At 74.4% G+C, this 11,153-nt stretch carries 9 protein-coding genes; 4 read left to right on the top strand and 5 right to left on the bottom strand.

Going from position 1 to position 11,153, the window contains the following annotated elements; all coding sequences use genetic code 11:
- The first annotated feature begins 482 nt into the window (after positions 1 to 482).
- Together groL and HCJ92_RS07510 are read left to right on the top strand one after the other, a co-directional pair.
- A complete protein-coding gene (gene groL / locus HCJ92_RS07515; protein WP_167932665.1) occupies positions 483 to 2,111 on the top strand; it encodes a chaperonin GroEL in 1,629 nt (542 codons plus the stop codon).
- A 279-nt stretch (positions 2,112 to 2,390) separates the two neighbouring features.
- Complete coding sequence (locus HCJ92_RS07510) at positions 2,391 to 2,924, top strand: sugar O-acetyltransferase (RefSeq protein ID WP_167932667.1); 534 nt, start codon at positions 2,391 to 2,393, stop codon at positions 2,922 to 2,924.
- 194 nt (positions 2,925 to 3,118) lie between these two features.
- Here HCJ92_RS07510 and murQ read toward each other — a convergent pair whose 3' ends face one another.
- Entirely contained in the window at positions 3,119 to 4,054 is a 936-nt protein-coding gene (gene murQ / locus HCJ92_RS07505; RefSeq protein ID WP_167932664.1) for an N-acetylmuramic acid 6-phosphate etherase, read from the bottom strand.
- Between the two features lie 58 nt (positions 4,055 to 4,112).
- Positions 4,113 to 5,060, bottom strand: a complete 948-nt coding sequence (locus HCJ92_RS07500) for a MurR/RpiR family transcriptional regulator (protein ID WP_167932663.1) — start codon at positions 5,058 to 5,060, stop codon at positions 4,113 to 4,115.
- Between the two features lie 127 nt (positions 5,061 to 5,187).
- Here HCJ92_RS07500 and HCJ92_RS07495 point away from each other — a divergent pair, with 127 nt between their 5' ends.
- Positions 5,188 to 5,490: a DUF4031 domain-containing protein gene (locus HCJ92_RS07495; protein WP_167932662.1), complete on the top strand. Its 303-nt coding sequence runs from the start codon at positions 5,188 to 5,190 to the stop codon at positions 5,488 to 5,490.
- Between the two features lie 208 nt (positions 5,491 to 5,698).
- On the opposite strand, the gene HCJ92_RS07490 is transcribed toward HCJ92_RS07495, so the two are convergent.
- Positions 5,699 to 6,418: an HD domain-containing protein gene (locus HCJ92_RS07490; protein ID WP_167932661.1), complete on the bottom strand. Its 720-nt coding sequence runs from the start codon at positions 6,416 to 6,418 to the stop codon at positions 5,699 to 5,701.
- A 70-nt stretch (positions 6,419 to 6,488) separates the two neighbouring features.
- Between HCJ92_RS07490 and HCJ92_RS07485 the strand changes: the two genes are divergently transcribed.
- Positions 6,489 to 7,187, top strand: a complete 699-nt coding sequence (locus HCJ92_RS07485) for a copper homeostasis protein CutC (RefSeq protein ID WP_167932660.1) — start codon at positions 6,489 to 6,491, stop codon at positions 7,185 to 7,187.
- A gap of 230 nt (positions 7,188 to 7,417) precedes the next feature.
- On the opposite strand, the gene HCJ92_RS07480 is transcribed toward HCJ92_RS07485, so the two are convergent.
- Together HCJ92_RS07480 and HCJ92_RS07475 are read right to left on the bottom strand one after the other, a co-directional pair.
- The gene (locus tag HCJ92_RS07480) at positions 7,418 to 9,535 is read right to left on the bottom strand and encodes a HelD family protein (RefSeq protein WP_167932666.1); all 2,118 of its coding nucleotides are present in this window, start codon (positions 9,533 to 9,535) and stop codon (positions 7,418 to 7,420) included.
- A 286-nt stretch (positions 9,536 to 9,821) separates the two neighbouring features.
- Positions 9,822 to 10,979 (bottom strand): winged helix DNA-binding domain-containing protein, encoded by a 1,158-nt coding sequence (locus HCJ92_RS07475; protein WP_167932659.1) that lies wholly within the window; start codon positions 10,977 to 10,979, stop codon positions 9,822 to 9,824.
- Positions 10,980 to 11,153: the final 174 nt, after the last annotated feature.

Raw genomic sequence — 11,153 nt, 5'->3', positions numbered from 1 at the left:
CCGCCGCCCGGCCCGCGCCGCTCCCCGCGCCGGGGCGGGGTGGGGTGGGGCGGGTCTGTCCTCGCCCTTTCGCCCGCCGGCTCGCCGTAGTTGGCGTGTCCGTCATGCCGGGCGCGCCGGGTGTGCCCGCCGAGGCGTCGTGCCGGGCGTCCTTCGGTGCCGCCGCGGTGCGGCCCGCCGCTGCTCGGACGCCTCGGTCACCGGCGCTCGCCCGCGGTTCCGCGCCGTTCGGCGCACGCCGATGCGCCGGGGGGCGAGCCCTGGCGTCACTTGGGTTCTCCGGGTTCAGGCTTGCACTCGTGGGGGTCGAGTGCTAATCATTGGGCATTAGCACTCTGAGGGTGAGAGTGACAGATTCAGGACCGGGTCGGTGAGGCCCGCCCGTCGGATGGAGCAGGGAACCATCCGTGTGGGCGTGCCGTCCGTCGCGGGCGCCAGCGCGGTCCGGAGCAATCCACCCCGATCCGGGAGGACCACTTCACATGGCCAAGATCATCGCGTTCGACGAGGAGGCTCGGCGCGGCCTCGAGCGCGGGATGAACCAGCTCGCCGACGCCGTCAAGGTCACGCTCGGTCCCAAGGGCCGCAACGTCGTCCTCGAGAAGAAGTGGGGCGCCCCCACGATCACCAACGATGGTGTCTCCATCGCCAAGGAGATCGAGCTGGAGGACCCGTACGAGAAGATCGGCGCGGAGCTCGTCAAGGAGGTCGCGAAGAAGACCGACGACGTCGCGGGTGACGGCACCACCACCGCCACCGTGCTCGCCCAGGCCCTCGTCCGCGAGGGGCTGCGCAACGTCGCCGCCGGCGCCAACCCGATGGCGCTGAAGCGCGGCATCGAGGCCGCCGTGGCCCAGGTCTCCAACGCCCTCCTGGAGCAGGCGAAGGAGGTCGAGACCAAGGAGCAGATCGCCTCGACCGCCTCCATCTCCGCCGGCGACACCCAGATCGGCGAGCTGATCGCCGAGGCCATGGACAAGGTCGGCAAGGAAGGCGTCATCACGGTCGAGGAGTCGCAGACCTTCGGCCTGGAGCTTGAGCTCACCGAGGGCATGCGCTTCGACAAGGGCTACATCTCCGCCTACTTCGCCACCGACATGGAGCGCATGGAGGCGGAGCTCGAGGACCCCTACATCCTCATCGTCAACTCCAAGATCTCCAGCGTGAAGGACCTCCTGCCGCTGCTGGAGAAGGTCATGCAGTCGGGCAAGCCGCTGCTGATCATCGCGGAGGACGTCGAGGGCGAGGCGCTGTCCACCCTGGTCGTCAACAAGATCCGTGGCACCTTCAAGTCCGTCGCCGTCAAGGCCCCGGGCTTCGGTGACCGCCGCAAGGCCATGCTCGGTGACATCGCCATCCTCACCGGTGGCCAGGTCATCTCCGAGGAGGTCGGCCTCAAGCTGGAGTCCGCCGGCACGGAGCTGCTCGGCCGCGCCCGCAAGGTCGTCATCACCAAGGACGAGACCACCATCGTCGACGGTGCCGGTGACAGCGACGCCGTGCAGGGTCGCGTCAACCAGATCCGCGCCGAGATCGACAACAGCGACTCGGACTACGACCGCGAGAAGCTCCAGGAGCGCCTCGCGAAGCTGGCCGGCGGCGTGGCCGTCATCAAGGCCGGTGCCGCCACCGAGGTGGAGCTGAAGGAGCGCAAGCACCGCATCGAGGACGCGGTGCGCAACGCCAAGGCCGCCGTCGAGGAGGGCATCGTCGCCGGTGGTGGCGTCGCCCTGCTGCAGGCCGGTGTCGTGCTGGAGAAGCTGGAGCTCGTGGGCGACGAGGCCACCGGTGCCGCCGCCGTCAAGCTGGCCCTGGAGGCCCCCCTCAAGCAGATCGCGGTCAACGCCGGTCTCGAGGGTGGCGTCGTGGTCGAGAAGGTCCGCAACCTCCCCGTGGGCGAGGGCCTGAACGCCGCGACCGGCGAGTACACCGACATGCTGGCCGCCGGTATCCCGGACCCGGCCAAGGTGACCCGCTCGGCGCTGCAGAACGCCGCCTCCATCGCGGCGCTCTTCCTCACCACCGAGGCCGTCATCGCCGACAAGCCCGAGAAGGCCGGTGCCGGTGCGCCGGACCCGACCGGTGGCATGGGCGGTGGCATGGACTTCTGATCCGTTCGGATCAGGGTTCCGTCGCGACGCGTCACGACCGCGTCGAGAGCGACCAACCGAGGGCGGTACCCCGGCTTCACGGCCTGGGGTACCGCCCTCGGGCGTTTTGCGGGAACGGGCCCGCGCGTGGCGCACCCCGCCGCCGGGGTAGGGGCGGGTGGTACCGGCACGGCCGCCGTGACGGCGGCCACGAGAACGGAGGAACCGCAGGTGACGAGCGTGGACGACGGCGTGGTGGGCGGTGGCGCGGCCGAGGACGGCCGCAGCCAGCGGGAACGGATGCAGTCGGGGGAGCTGTACCAGGCCGACGACCCCGGGATCCAGGCCGACCTCGCGCGGTCCGCCCGGCTCACCCACCGGTTCAACACCGCCGACCCCGACGGCCCGGAGGAACGGCGGGCGATCCTGGCGGAGCTGCTCGGGGAGCTGGGCGACGAGACGGAGATCCGCCCGCCGTTCCACGTGGACTTCGGCTCCTACATCACCATCGGGCCGCGCAGTTTCGTCAACAACGGCGCGACCATGCTCGACGTCGCCCCGATCACCATTGGCGCCGACGTGCAGATCGGCCCCAACGTGCAGCTCCTCACCCCGACCCACCCGCTCGACGCCGAGCTGCGCCGCGCCAAGTGGGAGGCGGCCGAACCGATCACCATCGGCGACAACGTCTGGCTGGGCGGCGGCGTCATCGTCTGCCCGGGGGTGACCATCGGGGAGAACACGGTCGTCGGCGCCGGGGCGGTCGTCACGCGGGACCTTCCCGCCGGAGTGCTCGCCGTGGGCAACCCGGCCCGCGTCATCCGCGAGCTCTGACCGCGAGCTCCGGCCGAGTACCCGGGCGGAGGGCGACGGTCGAGCGCACTGACCGGGCCCGGCACCGGGTGGATCACCGCCCGGGGCGCGTGCTCACGGGGGCGACGGTGCCCCGGCTCCCCCTCACGAGGGCAGCCGGAGCGCCGTCAGCGGTTCGTGCGGCCGGGGGCGCCGCGCGCTCCGGGCGGGCGGGGTCAGGGCAGCGTCGCCGCCTCGGTGAGCGCGGCGCGCAGGTGCCCGCCGGAGGTGGCGAGCAGCTGCGCGGCGGTGGCGGCGTCCACCTCGCCGAGGATGGTGAGGATGGCGTTCTTCACCTCGCCGTCGGTCGCGACCAGCGCGGCCTCGATCGTCGGCTCGTCGGCGCCGGTGGCGAGCGAGACGATCCGGCGCGAGCGCGCCCGCAGCTTCTCGTTGGAGGCGCGGACGTCGACCATCAGGTTCCCGTAGGTCTTGCCGAGCCTGATCATGCTGATGGTGGAGATCATGTTGAGCACCAGCTTCTGCGCGGTGCCCGCCTTCAGCCTGGTCGACCCCGTCACCAGCTCCGGCCCGACGACCACCTCGATGCCGTGGTCGGCGGCTGCGGCCAGCGGCGACCCCGCGTTGCAGGAGAGGCCGACGGTGAGGGCGCCCAGGCGACGCGCGTGCTCGACCGCGCCCACCGCGTAGGGGGTGCGGCCCGAGGCGGAGATCCCGACGACGACGTCGTCCGGACCGGTGCCCAGCGCGTCGAGGTCGGCGGCGGCCAGCTCCTTGCTGTCCTCTGCCCCCTCGACAGCGTTGACCATGGCGCCGGGCCCGCCGGCGATCAGCCCGATGACCTCGCTGGGGTCGGTGTTGAAGGTGGGCGGGCACTCGCTGGCGTCCAGCACGCCGAGACGTCCGGCGGTGCCGGCGCCCAGGTACAGCAGACGGCCGCCGCGCGCCATCCGCTCGGCGGTGTCGTCGATGGCCGCCGCGATCCGCGGCAGCTGGGCGGCGACCGCGGCCGGAACCGCGGTGTCCTCGCGGTTCATGGTGCGGGCGATCTCCAGCGTGGGCAGCTGGTCGATCTCCGCCAGTTCGGGACGGTACGCCTCGGTGGTCAGGGTGCTGAGCTGTGCCTGTAGCTCGCCATAGGGAGTGGGCATCCGGGATCGGCTCTCTCGCAGGACGGGACGGGGAATGCGGCGGCGCTGCCCGCGGGGGTCAGCGCACGTCGCGGGGTGAGTGGCGGTGGGCCAGGGCCTCGTAGCTGCTGCGCAGCGCGGGTGCGGCGGTCTCGTAGGTCCGCTGCGCCACGCCTATGAAAAGGCAGTCGATGACGAGGAGTTGGCTGGTGCGGCTCGACATCGCCGCGGGGCGCAGCTCGCTCTCCCTGGCGGTGGAGGTGGTGAGGACGTGATCGGCGTACTGGGTGACCTCGCCGTCCGGGCGGCCGGTGACGGCCACGGTGGTGGCGCCGTGGTCGAAGGCGGCCTGGAGCGGTTCGATGACGTCGACGGTGCGGCCGGAGTGGGTGATCGCGATGGCGACGTCCCCGGCGCGCAGCTGCACCGCGTTGGTGACGGCGAGGTGCGGGTCGGCGTGGGCGTGGGCGACCAGCCCGATGCGGAGCAGCTTCTGTGCGAGGTCCTGCGCGACGAGGGAGGAGGCGCCCACGCCGTACACGTCGATCCGCCGGGCGGAGGCCATGGCGCTGACGGCCGCCTCCACCTGGCTGATATCGAGGGCGCCCGCGGTGTCGGCGAGGGTCTGCCGCTCGTCCTGGGTGAGCTTGGCGATGACGTCGGTCAGCGGGTCGTCCACCGATATGTCGGTGGTGATCGCGGGCGCCGCGCCCGACGCCTGCTGGGCGGCGAGCCCTGCCAGCGCCAGCCGCAGGTCGCGGTAGCCGGGGTAGCCGAGCATGCGGGCGGTGCGGACCACCGTCGCCTCGCTGGTGCCGGTGCGCTCGGCGAGTCCGGTGACGGTGAGGGCGGCGCAGCCCGCGGGGTCGGCGGCGACGGTCTCCGCCACGCGCTGCATGGATCGGGTCATGGAGGGGGCCATCGTGCGGACCTTGGCGGCCAGGGCCCCGGGCTCGGGCGGCGCGGGGCGGTGCTGCGCGGGCGCGGGCCGGACCCGGTCACTCCTCCGACTGAAATTTTCCTTCATGCCATTCCTCACAAATGAAAGGTATTTTCGCGGCGGGTGCCCCGTCAAGCCCTTGATGCTCCGAAGTGTGCGGGACTCTGGTCCAATGTGGGAAAGCCGAGGCCGACCTCCGGAAGGGGTGACCGCGATGACGGTCTACATCGATCCTCCCGAATGGCCCGGGCACGGTCGCATGTGGTCCCACCTCATCAGCGACGAGTCGCTGGTCGAACTGCACGAATTCGCCGCCGAGCTCGGTTTCCCGCGCCGGGCCTTCGACCGCGACCACTACGACGTTCCCGCCGAGTCCTACCGGGCCGCCGTGGGGCACGGCGCGGTGGAGGTCGGCAGCCGGGAGGTGGTCCGCCGCCTCCACGCCTCCGGGCTCCGTCGCCGCCGCCGCAGCCCCCTCGCCCCGGCCGCCCCCGCGGATCAGGTGCGGCGACGCTGAGCGGTGGCCCGTCGACGGGGGACCGGAGGCGCCCACCGCCGATGGGCCGACCTCTGGCGGTTGCGTGAGTCGCTGGCGTTGCGCGGGCCTCTGACGGCTCCGCGGACCCGTGGCGGTCGTGCGGGCCTCTGACGGCTCCGCGGGTTGCTGCCGCGACCCCGGTGGTCGGGTGTCCGGGCGGTCGGCGGGGCGGGTCGGGTCGGGGCGGTCAAGCGGTGAGCAGCTCCAGCTCCGCCCGCAGGTTGAAGCGGGCGGTCGCCTCCCAGTGCCTGCTGCCGTACGGGGTCCGGTACAGGCTCGGCAGCGCCAGCAGTTGCCGCAGCACCGCCGCCCGCCCCTCGCGGAAGGCGGCCTCGGGGACCGCCGCGTACTCCTGCCGGACCGCCGCCGCGTAGTGGGCGTAGTTCCGGGGCGGCCCGGCGAGGACGGCGAGGTCCGCGTCGCACAGCGCCTCGCCGTCGCGGTCGCCCGGTTCCGGTGAGTGCCCGGCCGTCAGCCGCACCAGTCGGGCCACGGCGGCGATCCGCGCCGCGGGGCAGCCGGCGGCCGGCAGCAGTGTCTCCGCCAGCCGAGCGCTGCGCTCCTCGTTGTCGGCGGCTGCGGGGTCGTACACCGCGTCGTGGAACCAGGCCGCCAGCGCCACGGCGGTCGGATCCGCCGGGTGGTCCGCCAGTTCGACCAGACGGTCGAGCACCGCCACCAGGTGGGGCGTGGCGTGGTAGACCCGGTGGGGTTCGGCCCAGCGCGCCAGCAGCTCCGCCGCCAGCGCGGCGGCGGTCGCGGCGTCGGGGAGCAGCGGTGTCATCCGGGCCGTCAACAGCGCCGCCGGGGCGCCCGGTTCGGCGTTCCCCGGCGCGCCGAAGTGGGCCGCGCCGCCAGGGGTCGCACCTCTGCCGATCCGGCCGTCTCCCGACTCTTCCGCACGCATACGGCCATTGTGGCCCGGACCGTGTCGACCCGTCTTTCCTCCCGGAGTCGATCTGTGGCACTCTCTCGACATGTCTAGACCACTCCTCGAGGTCATCGCCCTCACCGTGCAGGACGCCGTCGCCGCAGAGACCGGCGGCGCCGACCGCCTCGAACTGGTCGCCGACATGGCGGCGGACGGCCTCAGCCCGGACGTCGCCACCGTCTCGGAGGTACGGGCCGCCGTCGATCTGCCCATCCGGGTGATGCTCCGCCTCGACGACGGTTTCGCAGCCGGGGACGCCGACGCGGTACGGCGGCTGCGGACCACCGCGGACACCCTGCGCGCCGCGGGGGCCGACGCCTGGGTCTTCGGCTTCCTCGACGAGACGGGCCAGGCCGACCTGGCCGCCGTCGCCGCCCTCACCGACGTCATCGGCTCCGACCCCTGGACGTTCCACCGCGCCATCGACCACGCGGCGGACCGCGTCGCCCTCCGCAAGCAGCTCGACGGGCCCGGCGCCCCCGACACCTACCTGACCGCGGGGTCGCCGCGCGGCGTCGACGACGGCCTCCCCGTGCTGGTCGCCGAGGCAGCCCGGACCGCGGCCGGCGAGCCCGGTCACCAGCCGCGCCTGATGGCGGGCGGCGGCCTGCGGCTGGAACACCTGCCGGAGCTGCGCGCGGCCGGGGTCGACGCCTTCCACATCGGTGGCGCGGCCCGCCCCCGGGGCTGGGACGGCCCGGTGGAGGCGGACGCCGTCCGCCAATGGCGCGACGCCCTGGCCTGACCCGGCGGCGGTCGGCCCGGCCCGGCACGTCCGCCCGGCACGTCCGCCCCGGCGGCCCGGGGCCACCCCGGCCGGACCGTGCCGCCCCGGCGGGTTCGTGCCCGGACGTGCCGCGGCCGTTCCGTTCCCCCGTCCGGTTCCGCCTCGCAGGCCCCGACCGGCGCCTCCGCGCCGCCGTCGGGGCCTGCGTCGTGGGACGGCGGCGATCGGCCGCGGCCCCGCCCCTGCGGTTACCCGGCCTCCGCGAGCAGCGCCGGTACCGGTTCGTGGTGCACCACGGTCAGACCGGAGACGGCCCGGGTCAGCGCCACGTACAGCCGCCGCAGCCCCGTCCGCAGGTCCGGCTCGCCGGCGACGATCCCCGCCGGTTCGGCGACCACCACGTAGTCGTACTCCAGTCCCTTCGCCAACGACGCCGCGACCAGCGTCAACCGTCGGCCCGCACTGGTCTCGTCGCCCGGCGCCAGGTGGGGAAGTCCGGCCGCGGCGAGCGCCGCCGCCAGCTCGGGGATCGCGCCGTCGGCGGCGATCAGTCCCACCGAACCCTCGTGGGTCAGTGCCTCCCGGCAGGCCGCCACCGCCAGCGGGGCCAGCTCCTCCGGGGACGACACGCCTCGGATCTCCAGCGAACCCGCCGCCTCCCGCACCGAGGTGGCCTCCGACAGCTCCGGCGCGATCGACGGCAGCAGCCGGGAGGCGTACGCGATGACCTGCCGAGGCACCCGGAACCCCTCCGTCAGCTCGCTCACCGCCGCCTCCGGCTTCCCCAGGTGCGTCAGCGCCTGCGCCCAGCCGTCGGTCGCCCAGGGCGTGGTGCCCTGCGCCAGGTCACCGAGGACCGTCGCCGACCCCGTGGAGCAGCGGCGCCCCACCGCCCGGTACTGCATCGGCGAGAGGTCCTGCGCCTCGTCCAGCACCACGTGGCCCAGCGACGGCGTCCGCTCCACCAGGTCACGCGCCTCGTCCACCAGCACCGCGTCCGCAGCCGACCACTTCGCCGACCCCACGCCGCGGGCGGGCTTCTCCCACAGCAGCAGCCGCTGCTCCTCCGCCGACAGCACCCCCGACGCCTGCTCCGCCAGGAACGCCGCGTCGGACAGCAGCCGCAGCACCACCTTCGCCGGGTCCACCACCGGCCACACCGCCCTGACCAGAGTCTTCACCGGCTTGCTGCGCGCCACGGCTGCCTGCACCCGGTCGTCCGGCGCCTCCCCGGAGCGTTCCATCCGCACCAGCACCGCGTGCGCGATGCGCTGCGGCAGCGCCTCGCCCGCCGCGCCGTACCGGATGTCCCGGTCCAGGAGCTCCCGCACCAGCTCCTCGATCTCGTGGGCCGGAATCCGCCACGTCCGCGAGCCGCGCACCAGCACCAGCGGCTCGGTCGGCATCCTCACCCCGGCGCGCACCGCGCGCCGCAGCACCTCCGCCATCCGCGCGTCGCCCTTCAGCAGTGCCACGGCGGACGGGTCCGCCGCCCGCACCTCGACGTGCGCCACCAGCTCCGCGACGGTCGACTGCCGCACCTCCAGCTCGCCCAGCGCCGGCAGCACCTGCTCGATGTACCGCAGGAACGACGCGTTGGGCCCGACGACGAGAGTCCCGCTGCGCGCCAGCCGCTCCCGGTGCGCGTAGAGCAGGAACGCCACCCGGTGCAGCCCCACCGCGGTCTTCCCCGTGCCCGGGGCGCCCTGCACGCAGAGCGTCGTCCCCAGCGGCGAGCGGACGATGGCGTCCTGCTCCGGCTGGATCGTCGCCACGATGTCCCGCATGGGGCCGACACGCGGCCGTTCGATCTCCCGCTGGAGCAGTGCCGAACCGGCCGCCGTGCCCGCGCCGCGAGCGCGCTCCTCGTCGGTGAGGTGGGTGAGGTGCTCGTCCTCGTACGCGGTGAGCTCCCCGCCGTCGTAGCCGAAGCGGCGGCGCAGCTCCACGCCCTGTGGATCGGAGGGCGAGGCGCGGTAGAACGGCTGCGACACCGGCGCCCGCCAGTCGATGACCATCGGGTCGCCCTCGGCGTCGTGGACGTGGCGGCGGCCGATGTAGAACCGGGTGCCGCTCTCCCCGTCGGCGTCGAGCGCGTGCCGGTAGTCCAGCCGACCGAAGAAGAGCGGGGTGTGCACGAGGTCCGCCAACGACTTGATGCGCTGCTCGATCTCGCCGCGCAGCACCTCGGCGTTGACCCAGTTCGCCGTGACGTCGCGGATGTCCAGCGTCTCCGCGTCGTGCCGCATGTCGCGGAGCGCGGTGCGGGAGGCCGCCAGGTGCGCCCGCTCGGTGCGCAGCGGGTCCGCGGGGTCGGGGGGAGGCAGCTGATCGGCGGCGGGGCCGGGGGTGGGCGCAACGGACATGGTGCGGGCCTTCCGGAGGGTCACGCGGCAGCACCGCCGACCCGGATCGGGGCGGCGGTGGGCACTGCGTCGACAGCGAGTGGATGCCGACCGGTTGCCGTGCGGTCGGCGCCTCCCCGGCACAGCGGGCACGGAGGGCAGCAAGGCACGGGAGCCTAGGGCGGGCGCCCCGAGCCGCGCAACCGGGTTTCCCGAGCCCCGCACGCCCCCGTCGCGCACCCCGGCTGTCTGCCCCGCACGCGCACCCCGGCTGTCCGCCCCGCACGCACGCCTCGCGCCCCGGCGCTCAGCCGGCGATCGGTCCGCTGAGCAGCCGCCTCTCGGCGACCACGTCCCCGAGCTTCTCCCACCAGTGGTGATGGCGCCGGTACACCTCGGGGTCGCGTCCGGTCAGCAACCCGGTCAGCCCCTCCGCCTCCGCCGACAGCTCCTGCCATGCGCCCCGGGGGAGCGCCCGGAACGCGTACGCCTCGACCCCGCCGGCGCCCGCCCGCCACACCCCGGCGACACGGCCGTCCACCAGCAGCGTCGGCAGCAGATCCCCGTTGACCCGTGTCACCGCGGTGCGGTACTCGTCGGGCAGCAGGCGCGACCGGTCGGCGTGGGCCAGCAGCACGTTGTCCCACATCCCGAGGAGCCGCGCGGGAGCGGGGACGTCCCCGGGCGGTCGAGGCGCGTCCCGCAGGTCGTACAGCGGTGGCCGGTGACCGCCCGGGAGCTCCACCACCTCCTCCCCGAGCATCGTCAGCGCCTCCCGTACCCGGCCCCGCGCCACCAGCGAGAACTGCCCGATGTCGGCCACCGAGGCCGGCCCGTACCCGGCGAGACAGCGCCGCACCAGCTGCGGCAGCGCCGCCGAGGACGCCGCCTCGTCCACCGGCGGCGGGCCCGGCGCGGCCCGGTACACGGGGCGCGGGCCGAACGACCAGACCGCGTCCGGCGCGGGCTCGTGGACCAGGGGCGCCACCGACCGAAGCGTCCGCCACAGCGCGGCGCGAGCCGTCGTCGGGGCGTGTTCGGCGAGCCAGCCGTCGAACTCGGCGGTGGTGCGCGGCACGGACGCGAACGCCAGCAACCCGGGCAGCAGCGCCTCGGCCTCGGCGGGTTCCATGCCGGTCTCGCGGAACCGCCGGTCGTAGCGGGCGCCACGCACCACCGGCTGCACTGCGGCCCGCAGGAACGGGTAGTCGTCGGCCCGCGCCGCGTGGAGGGTGATCCGCAGCAACGACGCCTTGACGACGGAGCCGTCCGCGAACGCCGCGTCCAGCGCGGCGGGGTCGAACCCGGCGACCCGGTTCCACAGCGCCAGGTACGGCGAGGCGGGGTGCTGCGCCTGGACCGCGACCAGCCGCGCCACGGCGTCCGTGACGGACAGCGGCTCCCGGGCCAGAAGGAGTTGGCGGGCCAGGGTGGCCCGGTTGAGTTCGGCCGGGTTCACGGTCATCCCGGCATCATCACACCCGCCGGGCGGCGCCCGGCCTACCCGTGGTGTCACCCCGCGCGGTGCGGTCCCGAGGACCCGGTGCCGCCCGGTACCGCCCGGTGCGCGGTCGTCAACGGGGACGGGCGGGAGCGATCGTTGCCGCGCCCCGGTCGCGCCCCGTGCGCGCCCCGCGCG

This window comes from Streptomyces spiramenti (assembly GCF_012034385.1).
In the GTDB taxonomy this organism is placed as follows: domain Bacteria; phylum Actinomycetota; class Actinomycetes; order Streptomycetales; family Streptomycetaceae; genus Streptomyces; species Streptomyces spiramenti.
This window is presented reverse-complemented; position numbering and strand designations above follow the sequence as displayed.

Excerpts from the sequence above, each read along its gene's own strand:
- HCJ92_RS07490 (WP_167932661.1), bottom strand. The coding sequence starts at position 6,418 with ATGCGTGCGGAAGAGTCGGGAGACGGCCGGATCGGCAGAGGTGCGACC.
- HCJ92_RS07495 (WP_167932662.1), top strand. The coding sequence starts at position 5,188 with ATGACGGTCTACATCGATCCTCCCGAATGGCCCGGGCACGGTCGCATG.
- groL (WP_167932665.1), top strand. The coding sequence starts at position 483 with ATGGCCAAGATCATCGCGTTCGACGAGGAGGCTCGGCGCGGCCTCGAG.
- HCJ92_RS07480 (WP_167932666.1), bottom strand. The coding sequence starts at position 9,535 with ATGTCCGTTGCGCCCACCCCCGGCCCCGCCGCCGATCAGCTGCCTCCC.
- HCJ92_RS07485 (WP_167932660.1), top strand. The coding sequence starts at position 6,489 with ATGTCTAGACCACTCCTCGAGGTCATCGCCCTCACCGTGCAGGACGCC.
- HCJ92_RS07475 (WP_167932659.1), bottom strand. The coding sequence starts at position 10,979 with ATGACCGTGAACCCGGCCGAACTCAACCGGGCCACCCTGGCCCGCCAA.
- murQ (WP_167932664.1), bottom strand. The coding sequence starts at position 4,054 with ATGCCCACTCCCTATGGCGAGCTACAGGCACAGCTCAGCACCCTGACC.
- HCJ92_RS07500 (WP_167932663.1), bottom strand. The coding sequence starts at position 5,060 with ATGAAGGAAAATTTCAGTCGGAGGAGTGACCGGGTCCGGCCCGCGCCC.
- HCJ92_RS07510 (WP_167932667.1), top strand. The coding sequence starts at position 2,391 with ATGCAGTCGGGGGAGCTGTACCAGGCCGACGACCCCGGGATCCAGGCC.